We start from the raw sequence: 26214 nt of genomic DNA, 5'->3' as shown, positions 1-26214 counted from the left end.
ACTCTCCAAAATAAACAATCTACATGCCAAAGTTATCTATATAACTTTTCAACTAAATTTTCTTGCCCTATCATATTTATATAACGAATTCTCTTAAAATGAATAAAGCATGGTGTAAATATTGTAGAACGATATTGTTCAAGCTTAGAAAGCTTATAATCAAACTTCAATTCCTCGTAATATTCGCCATCAACAAAATTAAATGAACCATCATTTTTAAAAACATATCTTTCAAAGGATAACTTCATTCCATATACTTCAACGCCTCTAAATATTATTACCCTCTTATTTTTTCTCATTAGATTTTGAATTTTAATAAGCGCTGATGGAGTATACAACAAATGAGCATCTGCTTTCATGACGTAATCAGAAGTGGCTTTTGAGAAAGCAAAGTTATAATATGCTGCTAATGAGTTCTCCTTTGTTAGATTGCGAGAATAACTCTCTCCAGCAATAGCCAGCTTATGATTATAACAATAGATTTTAATTATACACAGATGAGATAGTTGATCTTTCAATCTGTAAGCAATTTCAAGAGTCGCATCAGATGAATTATTATCAACAATAATGATTTCTCTACAAATAAGAGCTAGCGAGCTTATAGATACCTCTAAGTATGTTTCTGCATTTTTTACTCTGAAGACTGCAGACAATGTGGGTGAACTGGCTCTTTTTTTATATATATCATCTTGTATCGAACCGACACTCTTATCAAACTCCAACCTCTTTAACGTATTTTTTAAACCAATGTCAAACATTCTTCCCGTTAGCATTTACACCTCGCACCACACATATCAATAATTGATTAGAGTTTACGACAAGTCGGTTAAAAATTTACTACCCCCCCTCATTCCCCAATACAGCATTTCTATTTCTTGGAATCATCGACACTATAAATATAAGCATCCAAAAAACAGGCTGTAGATAGTCAAACTTTCCATTCAAAATAATAAAAAATAATATAAAATGCATATTATCTTTCAGTTTAATTCTCGACCAAACGACAAATGCTATCGTGCCAAAAATGCCAAATGAGTAGTATAAGTTAAGAAGGAAACCACTATCTCGAATTGTGTAATCATATATATAATACCCTTTGTTATATACTGGCGTGGATATCACATTAATCCCATTACCAAAAATGTGAAACAGTGAATCTTGATTTAAGACCATATCAACTAAAACGCTTCTCGTCGCAAGCATATCATATTCTGATACATTATTTAGACGCTCATAGCTAAACATTAAAAATAATGCTATTAACGTAAAACTAATGACAGGAATTAAACCATACTTCAATAGTATATTTTTAATGCCTGATCTATTAAATATAAAGATAACAGATATTGATATTGAGCAAATTAGAATCCCCGCTGTCGACAAAGTCATCATAGATGATATGAACCCTAGGAATACATAACCATCAACTTTTTTCAAAAGTATTAAGTAGCAAAATGTTACTATTGATATGACAGCGCTAGCATTGGATGGCTCAGTAAAAAATGAAGTAGGTCGAATGATTTCAAACTCTTGAAGCGTTTTACTTAGATATCTAGATTCTGAATAACCAAATGAAAATAGGCTATTAAAGTCAACATAATATCCTCCCACCCAATAAACCATTATTTGGACCAATAAAGAACAACATAAGATTACGATTAAAAACCTGAAGATCTTTACACCTAAACAAATATTATAACTAAGTAATAGTGAAACAGAAAAATAGGAGAAAAACATATAGAGAAGAGCAACAATATATATATTTACGCTTGAGTTATATTTATTTACAGAAATCGAAAAGATACAATAAAATACAAATATAAACACAAGCCAGTAATCTCCGTTTAACAATCGAATATTACCAATCTTATTGTAATTAATGAGCAGACAGAATATTAACCACACAATAGCCATGCCTAACATGTATAGGCCTGAACTCATTAACGAAAGAAAACAAAACAATATAGCCAGACTTATTTCACGCATATAAAATCTCATGATATTTATCTTTTCATCAAAAACAAAAGTGATTCACTAAGTGATATTTCTAGGAGTTAAATTCTCATCAACATGAAGTCAACAATGCTATGTACAGACCTAGTTATCACCTGACACCGGCCTCAAACCGGGGTCTTGTTTACGCTACTTTATACGCACTTCCTTCGTTATCAATTTCAGACCCGTCTTGAACATGTTGTAGGGGGTCTGCCCCTCTATTATCCAGCCCTGATGTGGCCGCTGGTTATTGTCGTGTTACAGGTAGCTTTCCAGATCTGTCTACATCTGCTCTACAGGCTCATACCAGGTTATCCACCCCTTGACACGGCAGTGTTCATCAACCAGGGGGCTTATAGTCACTCGATCAAGCCGCAGCTCTGTGGCCCACGCACCTTGGTTGTCAGCCGCCCACAGAACTCGCGCCCATTGTACGGCAGCATGATAGACCAGCGCCTAATGGGCTTCGAAAAATGGCAGCACTGTTTCGTTGGAGTGAGATCACCGGCAGCTTGCTGGTGTAGAGCAGTCTCTAGGCGTGGAGACTGTAACAGTCAAGCACGGTTTGCAAATACACCTTGCCGACACCCTTGAACACACCAACGAAGAAGGTGTCGACAGCCTAGTGAATCTCAATGGCGTTCGCGGCACTCGGGACTAAAGTCCTCTAACTGGCGAATTTTCTCGTCTTTGAGCTCAATGACCTGTTCCTGGTGGGTTTTCTCGAGGCGCAGCAAGCGGTCGTGTTTGAAGAGCAGGTCGTGACGTTGTACACGCCACGCACTCCGCAGCTCTGACGTTGATACCCTACAAAGCGAGTTCCTGCGCCCGCGCACTGGCCATGGGTAGGTTTCGAGGATGGCCTGCTCAATCTAGGGTTGGGGGCATTCGGTTGGGATTAGCCCCCTTAACAATTGTGCAATTTGTAGAGCAAGCCCTCAGCACTATCGACCTAGTAATTCCGGCGAATTTCGTAGAACTGCTGACGGCGGTAGGTGATGAGCTCGCAAACTTTCTGACGTTATTGAGCTCTTTGGCAAGCTCTAGCAGAGCTGAGTTTGCAACGAGCTTTTCTCGTTGGTGATCATACGGTGACTACAGAGATAACGCGCCGGGGTACCATTTGGGTATACGATTTGAAGCCGTATGACCACTCCCTGATTATGGATAACAATCAGGTGAATACATATGAACACACCTCTAGACAAACTCACTTGCATAGCGTAATGCATAATCAAACACATGATAAAATTTCGTACCAATTTTATCGAATAATAGCTTTGACTGTTTTTAATGTCTCGCAAGCTAATTTAGGATCTACAGCAAACATAACTGCTTTCATTTTCACAGATGTCGCAAACTCACCGTTCAAGAATTCATATAGATACTTTCTCAAGTATCTTTTATAACATTCCACCTCATCACTATAATCATCAGCATTATCGGTAATGTATATTGTATGAAGCGCAATATACATCGTCATATACTTATGATACATAACAGCCAGATCAAGAATGTCAGACTTTAAGATAATCCCGTTACTTATATCATCAATAGCAGCCAATGCATTTATATATTTTGGAATATTTACAACTGTAGTAGCACTTTGTTGGTTATCCTTCCTATAATTATAAACAGACCGTTCTCCAACACATACAAATCGTGCTTTTTGTGCAGCACTTACGATAAAATGAAGCCCCTCCCCCATATAGTATTTATTTGGAAATATAATTTTGTTTTTTTCAATAAACTCTCTTGAAAAAAGCTTATTCCAACAACCAATTTCAATTTTCCCAGGATAAAGTAATTCTGCTGATGCTTTGGCTGGTGACCAGTATTCAACTGAGTCAAGCTTAACATTATTATTAATGTAACCAGGGAACAAGTTGCAATTCTTTGACATTACAAACTCAGCTCCACTTTGCATGGCCAACCCCATCATGTATTCAACAAAGTCCGGCTCTAGACAATCATCACCATCAACAAAAACCAAATAATCACCAGAAGATGTACTAATACCTAAATTTCGCGCCTGACTTACGCCTTTATTCTCTGTATGTATTACTTTAATTCTATGATCTACATAAGATAGTCTATCTGCTATACAACCAGAGCCATCAGGGGAACCATCATCAATAAGTAAAACTTCTAAGTTTTGATATGTCTGATTGATTATCGAGTTAACACAACTCTCTATATACTTCTCTACGTTATACATAGGAACTATAACTGATACTAATTTTGTCATATTAATTCTCACTACTAACTTTTGAATTTCGTTATTAAATTACGCATGATTTTATTTAATACAATTTTTTCATTCATTTCGAGACTATATATATAAGAAAAAGATAAATACAGCATCACGCTTATTACAGCAATCAACAGCTCGCTGCCATAAAAAACCACATATGAAGAAAAAATTAAAGCAACAGCATTAGTTATGATAAATGGAAGCGCCATTTGTAAGATTACTTTATTTAAATACCATTTAATTCCTATGTCAAAAAACTCACTAAATATGTAAACCTTTAAATAACCAGTTACAAATTCAATCAACAACAACAAACACATTACATAATATATTGGAGCGTTAAAATAAAGCATTAAATATGAAATTGGTAAAACCAATAACGCAGTTGAACCAATCCATAATTGAAATTTTTTAATGTTACCTATTGCCTGAATAGCAGGAGTAACCCCAACTGTAAGTTGATTGACTAGATTTGAGAACAAGAAAAAAAAAGAAAACATAACAACATAATCAGGTATGACACCTAACCACAATTCTATAACATCAGGTAATATATATAACAGTGGCGTTGTTATCAATGCAACCAAAAAAAAACCCACTTTACTGGCCACTATAGATACATTGACGGTTCTATCTCTATTATCCTTCCCCTCACTTTTCATAATTTGTGGGTTCATCGCTGATAACAATGTTTGGGATAAGTTCTTAACTTGACCATTAATTTGAAATGCAATCCCATACGCCGCATTCATTTTGGCATCGAAAAACTTATTAATTATTACATTAATACCTTGTGTGTTTAGGACATAGCAAATATTTGAATATAAGCTCCATAAAGCAAAAGCTGACATCTCAATAAAAACACCTCTTACAAGTGGTGTTTTAAAAGTACATTCAATATAATAAACCTTACAGTACAAAAAATAAGCAAGAAAAGTGATGGTACTTATAGCTGCAATTGCAATTCCTAAAAATGCTAATCGAGCATGTTCACCAATAGCATTCATATATAATGATGTTAACAACATCATTAGCGATTTAAATATTAATATTAGTGCATCTACTCTGAAATTCTCACGAGAAATAACTAAGGCATTCAATGGAACAGTTATTATAGAAACTATTATTGATGCAACCACACCTAAATATAGATAACGAGTCTCATCAACGAGTGCATTATCTATATTTATAAAATCTTCTAATATTGTGTTCATCAGCAACAGCAATATCACCGCAAGAAGCGTCCCTACAATCAAATGCAGAATGCAGCTTGTTTTAAAAACAACCCCCAACTGTTCTTTATTACCAGTCCCCTGATAGAATGACAAATACCTCTGAGTGGACACCGTCATAGCCGAATTTAAAAAGGTCAATATAATTATCACACCGGTAATTAGGGCATAAACCCCATACCTCTCAACCCCCAGCGAACCAATAAGATATCTTACCGTTAGCAATGAACAGACGGTTGTGCATATAATTCTCAAGTATGAGATGACAGTGTTTTTTACTATTGTGATATTTTCATTTTTATTTTTCGTCATTTAATACACCTAATGGTATTAATGCATAACCATAATTTACATGTGGCTGAGAAGATTAAACTCCACCCCTATTTAATATAAACAGCCTTTTTATTTATCGAAAAGGATGGTGAGATAAATAAATAAGTCTTTATTAGAAATTCTAGTTACATAAAAACAATAAAATGTCGTGATTTTAAAATTACACCTAAAATCACGACATGTAATTTTACACTAGCGCAATGCTTCACGAATGAAATGCATTGACTCAGCTCTTAATTCATCAAGTTTTTTCTGCTCTAACTCAACATTGTAAGTAGGGGAAATAGCATCGAATGGAGTATTTATCGGAACTAAGCAATTTTCAATACCAAGCTTTGTTAAAAGCGATGCCTGTCTATCGTCAGAATTATTTATATTATTTACTACAGAATAAAGTGGAATGCCAAAATTTACAGCGAATGCTGTGCCATGGAATGAGGATGTCACTACGTATGATGATTTTTCAAATAGTTCAATAAAATTCTCAGCGCCAATATCACTACAAAGCTCATAGCTGATATTAAAATCTTCAGGTATTGGGCAAAATGAGAACACTTTCAAACCAGTTTTATTTTGCAACGATTTGAGAATGTTATATATATATGGGGTCACATCAAATGAATGGGTTATGAGATAGAATATAATATATCCATCATCAGGATATATTGATTTCTCATTTTTTGAAAAAACACCCCACTGTTCTTTATTCATCATTAACGTTGGATCTAACGTCACGTCAACTTCATGGCCAATAAGTTGCCGAACTACATGATTTCCACCAGAATCTCTAATCGATACGCTGTTATATTTTTTTAATCCAGTAGTATATGAAGACTTGTATTCATCACTAATACTATTCCCAGCAATACTCGCAGAAAAAGACACTTTTTTTGCCTTTTCTGGTGCAAACGATAGTAAAAATGTTGGATCACCCTTGGTATGCTTTGGATTCCAAGTTTGATCGCTACCGGTTAGATATACGTCATAACATGGAGGATTTTTACTTATCTCATCTGGGCTCGAATAAGGCTTTGATAATTTTAGATATTTATTCACAGCTTTTTCAAGCTTTAACTTTTTACGATGACCAGCCTTGATCCCTAATTTATAGATAATATCAGAAATTTTTTTCTTGAGAAAACTTTGCCCCTCAATACCTCTTGCATAATGCCATTCATTAGGAAACATATAATCTATTATTTCGCATTTACACCCACAATTTTCTATAACGTTCTGTGTTGCATAAGCTTGTAAAAATGAGCCATAGTTAACAACTCTATGCATTGTTACAACACCAACATTAAGAACTTTTCCAGACATATAAATCCTACTTTATTTAAAATAAATGCATCAAAAACAAAAAAGAGTTATCAACAAACTCAGTCAAATGTTATCGACTTAATAAGGCATCATAGGTAGTTGGACATAGCCGGAGCACACTATAATTACCGCCCCATGCCAAACAGTACAGTCTTAACAGTCAATATCAGGATCTTGATATCCAACATCAGGCTTTGATGCTTGATATAGAAGATATCGTATTTATGCTTCCAAACGGCATCTTCAATAGATGCCCCGTAGGGGTATTTGACCTGGGCCAGGCCGGTAATGCCGGGCTTGACCGCATGACGGAAGCGATAGTACGGGATAACAGCTTCCAGCTCTTTTATAAATACTTCCCGCTCGGGTCTTGGGCCAACCAGAGACATTTCGCCTTTAAAGACGTTGATCAGTTGCGGTAGTTCATCAATACGGGTCTTGCGAATGAAACGTCCAACACGAGTGACTCGGGCGTCGTTCTTGCTTGCCCATTGAGCACCATTTTTTTCGGCATCGTTTCGCATAGAGCGGAATTTGATTACGTCGAATTCCTGGTTGAACAGGCCAACCCGGGCTTGACGATAAAAGATGGGACCAGGTGATTCCAGTTTGATGGCCAGCGCAGCAAGCAAGCCAATGGGAATGGCAACCAGACTGAGCGCAATGGCAGAGACCAGATCCAGCGCACGCTTGACAATGCGATTGGATGGACGGGAGAGGATGGAGAAAGATTTCATGTGCAGGAAGTAGCCGCTGTGCAGCAACTCCACTTCAGTGCGGCCGAAACGACGATCCAGATAACTGACCAGCGGTTCAACGTAGGCGCCATATTTGGTGGCCAACACCAGCATTGCGGCCAGTTCATCGGGAAGGTCACCACTCTTGTAATGCACAAGGGTTTTGCCTTTCAGGGCCGAGAGGTCTGTCACATTGAAGTTCAATGTGAACGGATAATCAGCAAGCACCCGTTCGATAAGCTTTTTGTCATTGTCACTGCAGTAAACATAAAGCTCATCACTTTTCATGTGAACCCGCTTAAGCTCATACACCAGATTACCAATATCCAGTGAATGGCTCTCGGCCGTCAACTGTTCATTCGCAGCAATCCCGAAGGCTGCACTACTGTCTATTTTATTATGCATTCCCATAAGCTCTCTTCATGTCTATACCCAGAGAAACAACCATCGAGGTTTGTCTCATCGGCATTCGACTGCCACGTCACGTAGATTTTGTGTTTCCCTCCGGCAGCTTGTCGAAACGAGCCACAGCGAGAAACGAACAAAGAAAAGAGATTGATTTTTATTTGAAAGCGAAGGGCTGGACAGGAGGAGCTCGGCAAACTCGTCGAGTTGACGAGTCCGGCAGTAAAAACATTTCAATTACAATCGATTGCCAACCAGTGACAGACACCCGAATGATCACACTCCGGCGTTGTCACACTCTCTATCCCGTGCCATGTATCTGGGGACTACTGACGGTCCCTCTTGTATCGATATCATCGCTATCGCTAAAGTGCCGAATTGACTACAAAGAAGTCAGTTGCTGGCTAAAAAACAATCCAATCTATAAAAAAAATAATGGCTACCGCCCCTGAGTTACAGCTCCCAGTGTGCATGCAGTCTTTTTATATTGTTAAAAGAGTTAGTAAATGGCGTTGTGATTTACAATCATCAGCCTCTGGCAAGAGGGGCGACAAAACCAGTCGCCACGCCAGCTATTCGCCATAGCCCCTACACTGTGCACCAATATTTCATGCCAAAATGTAGGATAATTCCGAAATAGCGGGGGGGGATTGTACCTATGGTTCATCGAAATGAGTAGCCAATCTAGTCCGCGACTGGCTCGATCGATTAAAAAACAAACAAATTAGTGGGGAAGCAAAAAAAAGCGCCCAATAACGGGCGTACATATAAAAGTTCAGTGACTGGCAAGCAAAAAATCTATGTTATGTGAGGGCAATTTAACAACATTATCACTTGGTGGTAGCTGCTGTTTGGCCAGCCACACCAGATCACAAATACCATCTGTCGGTTCGAATGCAGCAGGAGCATGCATCAGGATGTCGCGCACTTGCTGTTGATCAAAACGGTGACAAGCATCATCCAATGAGGCCAGCAAGGGGCGCAGTCGCGACCAGGGCAGCCAGCTCTCCTGTGCCACCATGATCCGGGGATGCTCGGTTCCTCTGGCATCATCACCAATCAGTAACTCTTCGTAGAGCTTTTCACCCGGCCGCAAACCCGTCACCTCGATGGCGATATCCCCATCTGGCCGCTGCTCATCACGCAGTGTCAGGCCGCTGAGGCGTATCATGCGTTTGGCCAGCTCCATGATCCGTACCGGTTGCCCCATATCGAGCACAAAAACGTCGCCCCCCTCCCCCATGGCGCCAGCCTGGATCACCAGCTGGGCAGCCTCAGGTATCGTCATAAAGTAACGGATGATATCGGGGTGAGTCAGAGTGATGGGCCCCCCCTTATCGATCTGCTGCCTGAATAACGGTACCACTGAGCCGGAAGATCCAAGAACATTGCCAAAACGCACCATACAAAAACGGGTGCTGTGCTTCTCGCGGGTCAAGGCTTGCAAGATCAACTCGGCCAGACGCTTGCTGGCCCCCATGGTGTTGGTTGGCCGCACGGCTTTATCGGTAGAGATCAGCACGAATGTTTCAACCCCTGCCTCAATGGCCGCCTGTGCCGCATAAAGAGTGCCGAATACGTTGTTACGTACCCCTTCAATGATGTTGAACTCAACCAGCGGGACATGTTTGTAAGCAGCCGTATGGTAGACGGTCTGGATCCTGAAGCTCTGCATCACCGTCTTGAGACGATGCTGGCGCTGCACTGACCCCAGTAACGGCACCAGATCCGTTTCGATTTCTTCACGCTGACACTGCTCCCGCAGGTTCTTGTGCAGGACATAGAGGGCGTACTCGGATAGTTCGAACAGTACCAGAGTGGATGGACGGCACCGCAAGATTTGGCGACAGAGCTCAGAACCAATAGAGCCACCGGCACCTGTCACCATGACCGCTTTGCCTGTGATATTGGCTTCCATCAAGGTGGCCACAGGCTCTACCGGATCTCTGCCCAATAGATCGTCGATGGAGACCTCATTGAGCTGGTCTATGCGGGCAGAGCCATTGACTAGATCGGCCATCCCCGGGATAGAGAGCACTTCGCAAGAGAGGGGCTCAAGTGCATTGATCACCTCCTGACGGCGAGCCCGGGTGCTGCTCGGCATGGCCAGCAAGATCTTCTGCACCCCATGGTGGTCAATCAGGGTTAGCAGCTGAGCACTGTGATAAACGGTACAGCCCTGGATCACGCATCCCTGTTTGGCGGGATCGTCATCAATAAAGGCGACGGGATAAAACTCATTGCCTTGCAACAAGGCCATTTGCAGTTGTCGACCCGAAGAGCCCGCGCCATAGATCAATACCTGGGTACGAGCCAAACGGGTGGTATTAAGGAGCGCCCGGAAAAACAGCCGCACACCACCAACCAGTAACACCAAAAAGGAGAGATAGATAACCGAGACCGTTCTCGGCAGAAAGATATCGAAATAAAACGCAGAGAGAACAAAGAAGCAGGTTGAAAGAAATGCCCCTAGCAAGATTGTCCATAGCACCCGAAAGCTGACATATCGGAGCACTGCGCGATAAAGCCCAAGCCTTACAAACAGACCGATGCTGACAATGATAATTGCGCCAAGCAGTGCCCAGTGATGCGGGCTATCGATTGGCCAGTTGTGTTCAAGCCGGATCCAGTACGCTCCCCAATAGGTCATGGTGATCAGGATCATATCAACGGTGACAGAGATGGCACGCTTGCTGGCTCGTGACAGGGAGCCCAGGCAAGTCAGTAGCCAGCTCCCACCGGGTAAAAGCTCATTTCTCATTCTGGTACTCCTGCATTCAGGTGATACGCAAGAAAAGCTAACGGCAAGTAGGCAATGACCAGACCGCTCACACCATCGAGCTGGCCCAATACAATCATGACAGCGATTGGAGCAAGCCAAAGGCTATTTATAAGAAGCACAGCCAAGGTCACGTTTCGATGACTTTGCCAACGTCTCGCCAGATATTGATAGCCATGAGTACGATGAGCCTCGCTCAGACGACATTTCAGACGAAAGCGATTCAGCAAAGTCCAGGTCGCATCAACCACAAAGACTCCGAGCATGACAAGCCATGCCCATAGGAATTGAGGTGCAGAAGCAGCATCCAGCAGCATCAGGGAAGCCAGCATCAAGCCAAGAAATCCGCTGCCACCATCTCCCATAAAGATCCTGGCGGGTGGAAAATTCCAGCACAAGAAGCCCGCCGCCGAAATCCCCAGTAGAAGGATCAAACTGGCAGACGACCACTCCCCCCCAACCAGATAGTGAAATAACGTCATGAACAGACAGACGACAACGGCTTCACCTGCCGCCAAGCCATCGATGCCATCCATAAAGTTGTACAGGTTGATAAACCAGATCACCCCCAGCCAGGCCAGCAGGTAACCAAACCAGGCCAGATCAAGCTGCCAGCCAAAGAAGGGCAGCGCAGGCAAACCATTAACCGCAGATACCACCAAAGCTGCCGCCATGCTCTGCACAATCAGGCGGGTTCGGGGCTTGAGAGAGATGTGGTCATCGATAAAACCAACCAAGGCAATCCCCAGCGCCGCAGCCCATATCAATGCGAAGCTGCTCTGGGATATGCCGGAGGGAAGTGGGATCAGGGTAACAAACAACGGGGCTGCCAGCAGAAAGGTCGCCACGATAGCCATGCCACCGCCTCTCGGGGTGGGCACCTGATGCGAACTGCGATGATTGGGTTGGTCAAGCAAGCGGGTCTGTGCGTAGCGCCTGAGCAGGCCGGTCATGGTGATTGAAAGAAAAAGACAAAACATCGACAACAAAACAAATGCCAGCATCAAGACGACTCACTATGGATTGACGCCATCAGAGATAGGGTCTGAGAGAGCGAATAGGGTGCCGACCATTGTAATCGGCTCTGAGCCTTGCGGGTATCCATTTCCAGAGAGCCATAAATCCGTTGTAGCTTGGCATCAATCCCCAAACAGCGTCCAAGCACTCTTATTACTCCTGGTGGGAGATAAAAGAGCCGACAGCTAACGCCTTCTGCTTCTGCAATCGCCGCCAACAACTGAGACGTCGACACTGCGACAGGATCTGCGACTAAAAAGACCTGATTCACTGCAGCAGGGTGCTCCATCGCATGGGCAACAAAGTCACACAGATTAGGTAACGCCAACAGGCTACGCGCATTGGTCAAACGGGCAAAGGGTAGCGGGATCCCTTTGCGCACCCACGTCATCATGCTGGCAAAGTTAGCCTTCACCCCTTCCCCGTAAATAAGAGGAGGACGAATGATGGTTACAGCCATACCACACTCTTTCGCGAGTGCCATCAGCCCCTGTTCCGCCTCATACTTCGAGCGTCCATAGGGATCTTCTGGCGGACTTTGCACATTCTCATCAAATGGCTTGCCTGGCTCGGTCTGCTCGCCATTCACTTTAATCGAACTGATAAAGATGAAGCGCTTCACCCCTGCCTCAGCAGCCTGCCGGGCAAGAGCGAGGGTGCCCTCTGTATTCACCGCTCGAAATGCGACTAGGGGATCTGTCGCGGTATCCGACATTACATGCACCCTGGCTGCACAGTGAACAACCACATCCACCTGTTGCAATTGGGCTGTCCAGTTGGCATCCGCAGTCAAAGAGGGAGCCTGAACCTGGTACGAAGCGAGCGGGCTACTGCGTACTGCACCTTTCACATTCGCCCCCAGCGCCAGCAAGTGTTCACAGACCGCCTTGCCTACAAACCCATTGGCTCCTGTGACCAAGACTGTACTTTTGATATCTACCATTACCACCAACGCCAACCGTGAATATTGAAGAAAGTCACCATGGAGTGCCCAAACATCCAGATATGGCGCCAGCCTTTGCTGGATGCATGCCCACCGTGATGAACGACCTTCACCTGAGGGACATAAGCAATCCGGCTGATCTTTCCAGCCCGCAAACTGATGTCAAAATCTTCAAAATAGAGGAAGAAGCGAGGGTCAAACCCTCCGAGCTGCTGCAGAACATCTGTGCGAAACAGCATAAAACAACCACTGACAATGGGTGGATCCCACAGTACATCCTGATCGTTGAGCTGATCAGCCATCTCATATTTCGCCAAGCGAATCTGGAATAATTTTTTCACGAACCCAGGAGCAAAACCACGCAGCAATAAATCAAATACGGTTGGATAGCGTTTGCAAAGCCGCTGTACCTCACCATCTTCCCATGTAGCGAAAGGCGTCAATAATCCGCAATCCGGATTTTGTGCCATGAATTCCAATCCACACACCAAACCATCCGCTGCGATGCCCAAATCGGGATTAAGAATCAGATGATAGTCAGACGTCTCTGTTTGCAATGCCAGATTGTGCCCACAACCAAAACCTGGGTTATCGCCATGCTGAATCAATTCAAAGGAATGATGCCAGATGCCAGCCAACCATTGTCGATCAATATTCAGCCGTGCCAACGGCGTATGATCTACCAGTGTTAGCCGCACACTTACACCAGCATCAATAACAGCCTTAGACATCGCCAATAGTGTTGACGCTAATAACGCCTTATCCGGCTCATAGGTTATAAGACTTATCGAAACTGAAACCGAGGTCATTTATTACCATCCTTGAGTAACCATCCACCTTGGTTCAGATAATCCAAGACCTTGCTGGCGCACTCTTCTGCGGACAGTTCACCCGCATCCAATACGAGTTCCGGATTTAACGGAACCTCATAAGGTGAATCGATACCGGTAAAATGCTGGATGCTGCCTGTTCTTGCTTTCCGATATAACCCTTTGGGATCCCGTTGCTCACAGACTGAAAGAGGGGTGCTGACATGAATTTCAATCAACCTGGCTCCCAATCGTTCTCTGACTAAAGCCCGATCATTGGCGAAAGGAGAAATAAACGCAGTCGAAACAATCAGACCGGCATCAGCCATGAGAACAGCGACTTCAGCAATCCGCCGGATATTTTCCACCCGCTCGGCATCACTGAATCCCAGGTCACCATTCAGCCCATGGCGAATATTATCCCCATCCAGCACGAATCCGTGATAACCCATAGCATAGAGTTTTTCATCAACCAGATTGGCAATGGTCGATTTTCCCGATCCGCTTAATCCGGTAAACCAGAGCACTGCGGGTAACTGATGCTTTTGTTGTGCTCGTTGTGCTGGCAATACCTGATGATCATGCCATGTCAGATCATTCATAAGAAACTAGCCTCATCCGGGAAAAAATGGGAAAAAGAGAGGAACACATGCTGCAACCACAGCAAGATAGAGCAAAGCCAAAGGCAGTCCCAATCGTAAAAAATCAACTAGACGATATTCACCCGCATTCAGTGCCATCAGATTGGTCTGATAGGCATAAGGATTGACAAAACTGCAACTGGCACCAAATGCTACCGCCATCGCAAACGGGAGTGGCGACACGCCCAACCCCTGCGCCAACGCGAGGGCAAGAGGTATCATCATGGCCGCAGTCGCATTGTTGGTCACCATCTCCGTCACCAACCATGTCGCAACCAACATACCAACCAATGCCCAATGAGGTGAAGCACCTTCCAGATGAACCTTGACCAAATCGGTCACGGCCCCCATCAAGCCACTGGTTTCCATCGCTTTTGCCAACGCCAGAGCCGACATCACAATCAACCAAAGCCCCAAAGGAAAACGTCGCCGCAGTTCATTCAAGGTCAACGTACCTGACAAAAGTAAAATGCTCAGGTAACAAACCATGGATTTAAACAGAGATACCCACCCCAACGCGGACAGGGTAATCGCCAGTAAAAACCCGCCAATCATCAACCATTCGGTCAATGGTTTGATCGTCGCAGCCGGCTTGGCACCTCGTATAATCAGAAAATTTTTGGTCAGGTTGGCACGCCCCAAAAAATCTTTCCCGGTTGCCAGCACCAAGAAATCGCCACCACACAATATCTGCTCGCCGATGGCACCGCTCAGCGCCTCTCCGTTACGACGGATCGCCACCACGGCAGCATCAAATTTGGCCCGAAAGTCGGAATCTTTCAGACGCACACCACAGAGGGAAGAATCTGGCAAAATCAATACTTCCGTCAATTCGCCGGCATTCAATCCCTGCCGTTGCGCATAACTGGCTAACCCTTTAAAACGGGCCAACAAGCCAATCGAAGCCGGGTCTCCCGAAAAGAGCAACCGATCATCGGCTTCGAGTTGGGCATATGGTGGCACTGGGCAGATTTTTTCACCGGACCTGACAATTTCGACCAGAAACAGACGCTGCAGATGACGTAACCCAGCTTGAGCAATCGTCTTGCCAATCAGTGGCGAATCCGGTTCGATACGGCCTTCCACCAGATAGTGTTCCACCGACTCCGCATTCAATGGTGCGGCCGGAAGTTGGTCACGACGCCACCACAACCAGATAATACCCACAATGGCCACGGCCACGCCGACCGGAAAAAAATCCGTCAGATGAAAACCGGGTAACCCCGCCTCAATCATCATTGAATTAACAATCAGGTTGGTCGAAGTACCAACCAGTGTCAGCATTCCCCCCATCGACACGGCATAGGTCATCGGTAGGATTAATCGACGAGCGGGATGATGAGTGACGGAACGCAGAGGGCCGAGCAGAATTGATACAATCGCGGTATTGTTCAACAAGGCTGAGCTGGCAATGCTGCTCAGCATCACTCGCCACCAACAACGTTCAAAGTTCAGTGTCAACATCCAGGCGGCAGCACGTTGTAACAGCAGCGTTTTTTCCAGTACAAATGCTGTGCAAATCAACAACACCAAGGTGATCAGGCCATTGTTCGCGGCACTGGCCAGTAATGCCTCACTGCTGATGGCACCTGGCAAATAGAGCAGCATCAACACCAGACCGAAAATACGATCAGCCTTGTCCTGCCAACGGGCAAGAGCCATCAGTGCGCCAACAAAAACCAGCAACACCCACCATGCCATCATTGTCATCAGATCAAATCCTTCAGATTTTTTGCCTCCCAATGGGGGAAGTGCTTGCAAATTAATGCATTAAGCTCAATTTCAAATTCACTGAAGGGATGTCTCGACTGAGGTTCTTCACTGTGCGCCTGCACGATCATGGCGGCCCCCATGGTGGCATTTGTCAGACGGTCAACCAAAATCAACGCTCCCGTTTCGTGACATCTGGCATAGGAATCGACCGGTATCGGCATGGTGAACCGGATCTGGCAGTGCGCTATTTCGTTAAGCTGCAAATGCACCGCTGGATGATGGGAAAAATCTTCGATATCAACCCGATAATCAATGCTCTCCACAAATCCGGTAAGAGTACGAGTACCAATTCTTATCTCATATTGACGATGGGGCTGCAGCGGTGTTTCATGTAACCACACCAACATGCAACTGACCTTCTCCGCAGAACACCAATGTTCATCGGCTGGAGCCAGAATATCCCCCCGGCTGATATCAATTTCATCATCTAGCGTCAGCGTCACCGCCTCGCCCATGATGGCGCTCCTCTTATCGCCATCAAAAGTGACAATACGAGCGACCCGACTCGCTTTGCCGGACGGCCATACCCGCACAGGATCACCGACACCGATTTGTCCCCGAGCCACCGTGCCGCAGTAGCCCCTAAAATCCGCATCAGGACGGTTCACATACTGTACCGGAAAGCGAAACGATCCCATGTCGAGCGGGGCGATGTGCACCGTTTCGAGCCAAGAGAGCAGACAAGGCCCCTGATACCAGGGCATCTTGTTACCGGGTTCGACGACATTGTCGCCACGCAAGGCTGAAAGTGGAATAAAAGTGATATTCACAAATCCCAGCTCCGTGGAAAAAGCTAAAAAATCATCGCGAATCTGGTTAAAACGGGTCTCGTCATATGCCACCAGATCCATCTTGTTGATGGCGACCACAATATGCCGAATACCCAACAGCGAACAAATAAAGCTGTGACGACGGGTCTGCGCTTTTACACCACTGCTGGCATCCACCAGAATGACAGCCAGATCGCAGTGAGAAGCCCCGGTCGCCATGTTTCGGGTGTACTGCTCATGGCCCGGTGTATCGGCAATGATAAATTTGCGACGATCGGTCGAGAAATAACGATAGGCCACATCGATGGTGATGCCCTGCTCGCGCTCGGCCTGCAGCCCGTCAACTAGCAACGCCAGATCCACTTCTTGGTCGGTGGTATTAAACTTACGCGAATCGCGTTTTATTGCCGCCAACTGATCATCATAAATCAACTTCGAGTCATGCAAGAGACGACCAATCAGGCTACTCTTGCCATCGTCCACACTCCCACACGTCAAAAAGCGCAATAGCGATTTATGTTCGTTAGCGGCCAGATAGGCCTCAAACTCATTCACGACATCATTCTCAGCCATGTTAAAAATATCCTTCCATTTTTTTCTTTTCCATCGAGGCTGACTGATCCGAATCGATGAGTCGCCCCTGCCGCTCGGAGGTTCTGGCCTGCATCATTTCGGCAATAATGGTCGGTAAGGTATCCGCTTCAGACTCGATTGCCCCGGTCAGGGGATAACAGCCCAAGGTGCGAAAACGTACTGTTTTCAACGTGGGTGTTTCGCCCGGCATCAGACGCATCCGGTCATCATCGACCATGATGAGGGTGCCGCCACGTTCAACCACAGGACGGGGGGCCGCATAATAGAGCGGCACAATTTCAATTTTCTCACGGTAGATATATTGCCAGATATCCTGTTCGGTCCAGTTAGAGAGCGGAAAGACCCGGATACTCTCGCCTGAATTGACACGGGTATTGTAAAGATTCCACAGCTCAGGCCGCTGATTTTTAGGATCCCAACGGTGCTGCGCATCACGAAATGAAAAGACCCGCTCTTTGGCTCGACTCTTCTCCTCGTCCCGTCGGGCTCCTCCGAATGCGGCATCGAACTTGTATTGATTGAGAGCCTGCTTTAACCCTTCCGTTTTCATGATATCGGTATAAGAAGAACCGTGGTCAAAAGGGTTAATCCCCTGTGCCCGTCCCTCTTCGTTGGTATGTACCAACAACTGAAAACCATGCTCGGCTGCCATACGGTCTCGAAACTCGATCATTTCACGAAATTTCCAGCCTGTATCCACATGTAACAAAGGAAAAGGAATCTTGCCCGGGTAAAATGCTTTACGAGCTAAATGCAATAACACAGAAGAGTCCTTGCCAATGGAGTACAGCATCACCGGATTTTCAAATTGAGCAACAACCTCCCTAAAGATAGCTATTGATTCAGACTCAAGAGCATCAATGTTTAATTTCATTTTTTAACCATAATTTTTAGAGTCATAGACTGAGACTGAGGTCGTACACCGATAAAACTATTTCTATTAAGATATAAACTTACAAAGTACACGTGGTCAATTCATGTATGAAATATATCTAAACACGAATAAAGTATGCCTACCAGAATAAAACTTAAAAATCACTTATTAAGCCAAGAGTCATCAATACTTAGCCATTTATAAAAACGTTCTATTCCAGTAACAAGATTAATTTTTGGATGCCATCCTGATAAAGCTTGAGCTTTATTTATATCCAATATATTTACTGGTATATCGAACACCCTTGAATCCAAATAATTTACAATAGCATGGCTATGAGTGACATCTTCGATTGTTGAAATGATCTCATTTAAACTATGGCCCGTACCAGAACCGATATTAAATAAATGTTTACCATTTGAAGGCTCCAATGATAAAAGAAGAGCGTCAACTACATCCGAAACGTGAATGTAATCTCGAACAACAGATCCATCCCCCCATATTTCAATAGTTTCACCACGTAGAATTTTACCGAGAAAAACTGCAATTGCACCTTGTTGTGAAAGTGTCCGCTGCCCCTCTCCATAAGGATTGGCAAGGCGTAATACTGTATAGTCTAATCCATGAAGATGATGAAAAAGAGCAAAATATTTTTCAATCGCGAGTTTAGTTATACCATAGGAACAAGTAGGATCAGTAAGGTGATTTTCCGGTATAGGTAGTTCCATTGGTGTACCATACACAGTACCGCCGGATGAGATAAAGATGACTTTCTGCACTCCATTATCTACTGCATGCTGTAGAAGGCGGATTGTGCCAATCAAATTACTCTCAACATCGAAAACTGGATCTAAATTAGATGATTTAGGAAGTGTCGTTGACACTAGGTGATAACAAAAATCACAATTTTTGATCGCCTCTGCCACATCAGCTTCGCTCGAGAAATCCCCTTCAAACAACTCAAACTCAGGATGCTTAAAGAAATCTGCCATCACCGAATTAGTATGCGGACGTTCAAAACAGCGGACCTTAAAACCCAAATCAAGCAGGGCCTTTACCAGGTGAGTGCCAATAAAGCCAAGCCCCCCTAAAACCAAGCAGCGCTTTCTCATACCTTGAATATTCTTAATGCTTGATATCATAACACTCTCGTTAGTTGTAGATATTAGTTGTTGGTGAGACATGAACGATAAACCATTTCATAGCTATTGGTCATCGAATCAATCGAATACTTACTGGATGCAGATGCTACATGTGAGCAAATTTCTTGATATTTATCTGATTGATTCGCCAACGCTACAATGCATTCACCCATTTCTTTCGGATTGAGCTCCCATTTATCCAACTCCAATAATTGACCAGCGATGCCCTCTGGAGAGCTTATCATATTTGCAATTTCACCAATATCACTGGCAAGTATCGGCTTACCGACCAGTAAGCAATCAATGACAACGAGTGGAGCGCTTTCCCCCTTAAATTTTGAAGGCAATAATCCTAAATGTGACGATGAAAAGTAGTCCCGAATATTTTGGCGAAAACCAAGGAAATGAATTGTATCGGAGCTCATTGATTGACACAATCTATCGTGCTCTGGACCATCACCGATCAGCAAAAGATGTATTTTTCTAACCGAACACATATTTGCCAAATTAACAGCATGAATTGCCTCTTCCCACCCTTTCTCAGGGATAGCTCTTGCGACCATACAAACAACAAAATCGTCTTTGTGTATCTGTAGAGAAGATAGGTCTACAGGTTCAACTTTCGTCACTGGCAAGGCATTGTTAATTCTGGTTAACGATTTTGTACTCTGAATGGATTCAGGTAATCCTTGGAGATTTTTCTCTGCCGTGTAGACAAAATGATTGATACGGGACATAAGTAAAGGCGTCACCGCTTCACGCTGGGCAGACGACATCATCTCATACATTCCATGCATGGAAATCACATGCTTTATATCTTGATTACCACTCAATAAACTGGCTAAGGTTAGATCAACCCATGCGTGATGAGAATGTATTATCTCAATACCCATATCTTCAAACGCAGCTCGAACCATAGTCATGTTAGAGAGCTCCAATACAGGAATGCCAGGTTCTAACATATTTAACACGCCAGGCTCAGTTACACGCTCTTTACAGTTAAACACGGTTACCGCATAACCATTTTTCTTCAGTTGATTTGCCAAAATGATAGGAAACGTCTCGCCACCACCGGACACTAAGGCATAAACAGCCATAACAATATTAGGCTTTCGCTCACAGGTGAGCTGCCATATACGCTCGAAATCGTAAAGCTTGTGAAATTGAGGCTGTAAATTACTTCCCCTCAAACTACACCAATGATTATAAAGTACATCATACTGTTTGCTTAAAAGACTTTTATCTACTTTAAAGTATTGGACGAGATATGATGCCACAATCTCATGTTCTAGATAATAAACATCTTGTTTCTGTGCTGTTTGTGACGTACTAGCACTATGTTGTCGATAATAGTTGGTTGCAACAGGTGTATAAGAGACCAAACCACCTCTGATGAGTGACAGATAAAAGACCCAGTCACCACACATACGTAAACTCTGCCAACGCTCATCATCAAGCAAAGAAAAATCATGAGGTTTTCTGAAGACAGCGCCACTAACGTTTGGTACCAGATTTTTAATTCCCCAACCTGAAGAGACCAGAGAGTGTGCGGATCTAATAAATGGCTTACTCCAATCATGCATAGCCAACTCGGAAAGATATGAAGCCAATGACCAAACTGGCTCGCAAGACTCACCGGAGACAAACTCTACGTTACAGAAAGAAAGCATGACAGCGGGATTATTAAATGCCTTCACCTGCTCAGCCAGAAAATCATCCGAACAAAAATCATCACTTTCTGCTATCCAGACAAGCTCACCACTAGCGATACCAAGACCTTTTTTCCATTGTCGAAACACACCTCCAGAGTTGACATCATTAAAACTACAAATAGTTCGATTAGGAAAGCGTGATGAAAAATCTGTTAATATCTCTATGCTATTATCACTAGAACAATCATCAAGTAATATCACTTCAATGTTTTCATATGTCTGTCGGTATATAGACTCTAATCGCTGCTGAAGATAAGGAGCATGGTTATAGTTCGGAACAATGACCGATACCTTAGGATTGAATTTTGTGCTTTCAGCAGATTCTATCACATAAATATTGTCTCCATCCTTATTAAGGGGGGAGGCCCTAAGCCCCCCCACCAAAATATTTGCCCGACGTTGCACCCCCAGAATTCCCTCTCGTCGCCAAATACGGAATACCCGCTTTACTGCAAGGATTGGAGATCCTTGGTAAAACCGGACGGCTTGCCTAATGGCGCGACCAATGGAAGTAAATTTAATAAGCCACTTATGCATGCTTACTCATTTCCTCTTGATTTTTCAAATAGTGATGCATATTGCTCGACAACTACATCAATCCTGTATCTATTGGCAGCCTTTTCAACCATGGCCTCGGCTAAATGCAGTGCTTCTGAATCAGTAGCATAAGTAGCGATGACTTGAGCGACTTGACTGACTGGCACTTCCCAATCATCCAGTTCTATGACCTGCCCTGCCATACCCTCATCGGTAGTCAGCATATTTTTGATTTCCCCAACGCCAGTAGCGATATATGGCTTACCCGCAAAGAGACAATCAACAATCGTTAAAGGAAAACTTTCAGACTTGAACTTTGTCAACATTATACCCATATCAGCAGTCGCGTAATATCCGACAGAGTTCTCACTAAAGCCCGCAAGATAAACAAAATCGGGTACACCAGAATGACAATATTCGTCATAAACAGGTCCATTGCCGACAAGAATCAATCGAATATCTTTACCGGATATGTCCCGAGCTAAAGACACTGCTGAAATAGCCTCTAACCATCCTTTATCTGGGATTGCTCGACTAACGCAACACAATACAAATGCATCATCAGGAATTCCAAGATTACTGCGTGATACAGCTTCGATCACTGGGGGTTCCATACCATTTGGAAGCTTGACAAAACTGGACAAATTATTTTCATAGAGACCATGTTCTATAAAAGGGCCTAAGTTTTTATCCGCAGTATAAATCCACGTGGTAACATTATCATTTGCTATTTTTAGTTGCTCGGGGGTCACGCCAAATGCATCACCATATTCAATCATGCCATGTAATGATGCAAGATGTGATTTAAGTTCACTAAAAACATCAGAAACATATATTGGATATTTTTGCACATGCCACTGATGAGAATTCAAAACCTCTATTCCAAAATCATGAATCAGCTCTTTTGTTAATTCGACACTAGATGTTTCAATTATCGGAATGTCTTTTCTTAGTAGCCTACGAACACCATCCTCACGCTGACCGTGACCTGCACTTAAAAGAATGACAGAATGACCTTGTCTTTTAAATTCATTTGCCATTCTAATTGGTAAAATCTCAGCCCCACCCGGATAAAAACCCATCGTAGATACAGCTATATTAGGTGTTCTTTCTTCCCGAGAAGCTAGTATTTCATCAATATTACACCACTCATTGAACTCATGATCACTATGGCCAACATGATAATCATAACTCTCTTTTACGCTTCTGCGGAAATCTTCAACAACACTATATGGTGTATTATAAAGAGATTGAACTGTTTTTGCCGCGACTGTAAGTTCACGGTAAAATATTTCTTTTTGATATGTTTTCTCTGCCGTACTACCTATATATCGTCTAAAGTAACTATTGGTCTCTGTAGAAAATGCTATTTTCCCTCCACGCAACAAATGTAAATAAAAGACCCAATCGCCAGCAACTTGCATAGATAGCCATTTTTCATCTTCAAGCAATGGCATTTTTAATGGATTCCTGAAAATGGCCCCACTAGCGTTAGGTATCGTGTTTAACACACCTAGTGAATCGGAGACTTCTTTATGTGCGGTATTAACATAGGATTTTTTCCATTTATTTCTACAATCCAAATTTTTGACATGATGCCAAAAGCCATCCGCCATTGTAGTTTCATTAGCTTGGACAAACTCAGTATTTGCATATGCAAGTAATACAGCCTCATCATCAAAGCAGAGAACTAACTTTTCAAGGAAATTTTGATCACAATAATCATCACTTTCTGCAATCCAAATAATGTCGCCTGCTGCAGCTTTAATACCCTTAGCCCATTGACGGAATACACCGCCTGAATTTACTTCATTAATTAAGACTGTAGTTATCTCAGGGTATTTACTTGCAAACTCTTTAAATATGTCTCGACTACCATCAGTCGAGCAGTCATCCAACAAAAACACTTCTATATTTGAATAGGTTTGATTATAAATACTTTCGAGACGACGACGTAGGTATTTCTCATGATTATAATTTGGTACGATAACAGATACTTTTGGCATATCAAGACCAAATGGAAGATCTAATAATGCTCGGCTAGTTTCGTTCAATTTGCTGTAACCTGTCGATTCATCAGGTTCAAGCACAGCACCTCTATTCCAATCATTCCACGCATTGATAAATAGAATGCGCCGATTAGCGGCATGATGTTCTCTTGTCGTATGTATTGCCGCATCAAGCCATCGGCGATATTCTTTTTGATGATATCTAGTGTACCGAAGTGGAACTTTTGGTTTAAGTGAAGAGTCATCGTAGCCAAGTGTAACTATATGATGACATGATATGCTTGCACTCTTATTTCTATGCATTCTTTCGATTGCTTGAGACACAACTACGCTATATGGTACCGAATCCATGCCATTTTTTCGTAGCGGAGTGAAGTCACCGATTTCCCCTTCCATAGGAGTTATAGGATAATCCAATACGGCATCAAATTGACATCTGAATGAACTGCCAAAGTTTTCAGATTTAAACATCGAGCCCTTACTTCGAAAAATCAGATAAAGCGATGGCAACTTATCAAGCAAAGCATCTAGAGCGCCTAGATTTTCTCGACTTATCTCACTAGATGCAAGAACCAATACTGGTCTTTCATCCACACGCATATAACGTTCATCGGATAATAGTTTAATTAAATTATCAATTTGTGACTCATTATATGATGATTCAGAAATATTCACCTCAAGAATAAAACCTATCAAAATGTCTGGATTTGAAATAAATTCATATAATGGACTACCAATCAAAGGCATATTGGCCAGATCAAAATGAAAACACCAAGCGAGTATACCATGCTTACGGGCCATATCAGCTTGTTTTATCATGACCTCTGATGAAAATGAATTATATAGCCCTAACGCTTCATTGGGAATTATCTGCTGACCAATCCCTTTCATTGCTATTCGAGTATCTTCAAATGAGGACCAATCAGGATTGTGATAATAAGCAACGAGCTTAATGTCACTTGTTACAGAACCAAAATAGATGTCATCCTCATACCGATTGTTAGAGTCTGGCGTGGCTTGTCTAGACTCGGAGCGACCAGCAATAACATAATGCCAAAATGGATTGATATCGGCATTTTTTATATCATTATAAACATCAAGATACCCCCTCGTATCAAAATCATCCGAAGGATTACGCCCCTCACGCCATCCCTTTTCACAGTAATGACGAATCGGATCAGAGGGTTTTGGTTGGATATCAGGGTACATCCCATAGTAATAAGCTGAGTCGAATAATCCAGATAGCTTAATATCCTCTATCTCCAAAGCTATCTTATTGCAATCATTTTCTTCATAAATATTTTTTTTCAACGGGTTTGAAAGTCTAGATTCAGAACGACCAGCAACAACATAATGCCAAAATGGATTAAGCCCTGCATTTTTTATATCACAGTAGGCCTCAAGATAAGTATTTGTATCGAAATCATCTGATGGATTTAAGCCCTGATGCCAACCAATTTCACAATAATGACGTATGCAATCCTCTGATACCAATTTAATATCAGGATACATTGACATATAATACTCTACATCGAATAGACCAGAATTTATAATATCTTTTATTTCTATCTCGATGCGCTGATTGGTTATTTCATTGTCATCAATATAATCATCCCTCACCTCAATTACATGAGGCATATCATGACATTCCTGAACAGAGAGGTCTTTGTCAATATCATTAATAATCAGTGTAGCTTCCACATTATTAGCTACTGTATTTTCGTGTGTTATCTGTAACAGTGAATTCTGTCTACCCTCGACTATTCCATATTTTATGTAATGAAATAAGGGGTTAATGCCTGCAGAAGCAACGTCCGGGTTGAGTTCCAAATAACGATGGGTACTGAATGATGATGATGGATCTCGATGTTCCTTCCACCCGAAAAGACAATAGTGCCTAGCTGGATCAATCTTCGATGCACGTACGTCTGGATAGCAATCTCTATAAAAATTCGCATCGAACAACGAACTATGCCGTATCAATCTAACTTCACGATTGAAAGCAGTCTGTAACATCTCTCCAAGTTTCAATGGACGAGAAAGAAATCTTAATGGCTTTGTTATCCGCCATGAATTTGAATTTAACAATTTATTAATGGTTGTGTTTTTCTCATCTAACTGTAAATCCCTCTCAACAAGAGCATGCTTTAGCCCAGCAATCTCTCCATCACGCTCTGCGATGGCTTGATTTAGCCCAGTAATCTCTCCATCACGCTCTACGATGGCTTGATTTAGCCCAGCAATCTCTCCATCGCGCTCTACGATGGCTTGATTTAGCCCAGTAATCTCTCCATCACGCTCTACGATGGCTTGATTTAGCCCAGCAATCTCTCCATCG

The 26214-nt window shown here is 43.0% G+C and carries 17 protein-coding genes and 1 pseudogene; all 18 read right to left on the bottom strand.

The window, feature by feature from the left end; all coding sequences use genetic code 11:
- Positions 1-32: 32 nt before the first annotated feature.
- Complete coding sequence (locus OKB77_RS02775) at positions 33-758, bottom strand: glycosyltransferase family 2 protein (RefSeq protein ID WP_201951851.1); 726 nt, start codon at positions 756-758, stop codon at positions 33-35.
- A 79-nt stretch (positions 759-837) separates the two neighbouring features.
- Positions 838-1611, bottom strand: a complete 774-nt coding sequence (locus OKB77_RS02770; protein ID WP_146181127.1) for a hypothetical protein — start codon at positions 1609-1611, stop codon at positions 838-840.
- Between the two features lie 531 nt (positions 1612-2142).
- Positions 2143-3045, bottom strand: a pseudogene (locus OKB77_RS02765) (IS481 family transposase).
- Positions 3046-3259: 214 nt separating this feature from the next.
- Positions 3260-4243: a glycosyltransferase family 2 protein gene (locus tag OKB77_RS02760; RefSeq protein ID WP_201951854.1), complete on the bottom strand. Its 984-nt coding sequence runs from the start codon at positions 4241-4243 to the stop codon at positions 3260-3262.
- A 14-nt stretch (positions 4244-4257) separates the two neighbouring features.
- Positions 4258-5793: an MATE family efflux transporter gene (locus OKB77_RS02755; RefSeq protein WP_201951857.1), complete on the bottom strand. Its 1536-nt coding sequence runs from the start codon at positions 5791-5793 to the stop codon at positions 4258-4260.
- A 213-nt stretch (positions 5794-6006) separates the two neighbouring features.
- Positions 6007-7134 carry a polysaccharide pyruvyl transferase family protein gene (locus tag OKB77_RS02750; protein ID WP_201951860.1) on the bottom strand — a complete coding sequence of 376 codons (1128 nt, stop codon included), beginning with the start codon at positions 7132-7134 and terminating at the stop codon, positions 6007-6009.
- 125 nt (positions 7135-7259) lie between these two features.
- The gene (locus OKB77_RS02745) at positions 7260-8282 is read right to left on the bottom strand and encodes an exopolysaccharide biosynthesis polyprenyl glycosylphosphotransferase (RefSeq protein WP_234922455.1); all 1023 of its coding nucleotides are present in this window, start codon (positions 8280-8282) and stop codon (positions 7260-7262) included.
- Between the two features lie 769 nt (positions 8283-9051).
- Positions 9052-11037: a nucleoside-diphosphate sugar epimerase/dehydratase gene (locus tag OKB77_RS02740; RefSeq protein ID WP_201951863.1), complete on the bottom strand. Its 1986-nt coding sequence runs from the start codon at positions 11035-11037 to the stop codon at positions 9052-9054.
- Complete coding sequence (locus tag OKB77_RS02735) at positions 11034-12059, bottom strand: MraY family glycosyltransferase (protein WP_201951865.1); 1026 nt, start codon at positions 12057-12059, stop codon at positions 11034-11036. The genes OKB77_RS02740 and OKB77_RS02735 overlap by 4 nt, the downstream gene beginning before the upstream one ends.
- A complete protein-coding gene (locus tag OKB77_RS02730; protein ID WP_201951868.1) occupies positions 12059-13015 on the bottom strand; it encodes a UDP-glucose 4-epimerase family protein in 957 nt (318 codons plus the stop codon). The genes OKB77_RS02735 and OKB77_RS02730 overlap by 1 nt, the downstream gene beginning before the upstream one ends.
- Positions 13015-13824: a glycosyltransferase family 2 protein gene (locus OKB77_RS02725; RefSeq protein ID WP_201951871.1), complete on the bottom strand. Its 810-nt coding sequence runs from the start codon at positions 13822-13824 to the stop codon at positions 13015-13017. The genes OKB77_RS02730 and OKB77_RS02725 overlap by 1 nt, the downstream gene beginning before the upstream one ends.
- Positions 13821-14426, bottom strand: a complete 606-nt coding sequence (gene cysC / locus OKB77_RS02720) for an adenylyl-sulfate kinase (protein WP_201951874.1) — start codon at positions 14424-14426, stop codon at positions 13821-13823. The genes OKB77_RS02725 and cysC overlap by 4 nt, the downstream gene beginning before the upstream one ends.
- A gap of 12 nt (positions 14427-14438) precedes the next feature.
- The gene (locus tag OKB77_RS02715; RefSeq protein WP_201951877.1) at positions 14439-16175 is read right to left on the bottom strand and encodes an SLC13 family permease; all 1737 of its coding nucleotides are present in this window, start codon (positions 16173-16175) and stop codon (positions 14439-14441) included.
- Complete coding sequence (gene cysN / locus OKB77_RS02710) at positions 16175-17581, bottom strand: sulfate adenylyltransferase subunit CysN (protein ID WP_201951880.1); 1407 nt, start codon at positions 17579-17581, stop codon at positions 16175-16177. The genes OKB77_RS02715 and cysN overlap by 1 nt, the downstream gene beginning before the upstream one ends.
- Before the next feature lies 1 nt (position 17582).
- Positions 17583-18476 (bottom strand): sulfate adenylyltransferase subunit CysD, encoded by an 894-nt coding sequence (gene cysD, locus OKB77_RS02705; protein WP_201951884.1) that lies wholly within the window; start codon positions 18474-18476, stop codon positions 17583-17585.
- A gap of 161 nt (positions 18477-18637) precedes the next feature.
- Positions 18638-19618, bottom strand: a complete 981-nt coding sequence (locus OKB77_RS02700) for an NAD-dependent epimerase/dehydratase family protein (protein ID WP_201951887.1) — start codon at positions 19616-19618, stop codon at positions 18638-18640.
- A 23-nt stretch (positions 19619-19641) separates the two neighbouring features.
- Entirely contained in the window at positions 19642-21867 is a 2226-nt protein-coding gene (locus tag OKB77_RS02695) for a glycosyltransferase (RefSeq protein WP_201951890.1), read from the bottom strand.
- Between the two features lie 2 nt (positions 21868-21869).
- Positions 21870-26214 (bottom strand): glycosyltransferase (locus tag OKB77_RS02690; RefSeq protein ID WP_270816862.1); only part of this gene is annotated, 4345 nt, incomplete at its 5' end.

The organism is Aeromonas sp. Y318-3 (assembly GCF_027706185.1).
Classification (GTDB): Bacteria; Pseudomonadota; Gammaproteobacteria; order Enterobacterales; family Aeromonadaceae; genus Aeromonas; species Aeromonas veronii.
The sequence above is the reverse complement of the archived record's forward strand: the minus strand, read 5'-3'. Positions and strand labels throughout refer to the sequence as shown.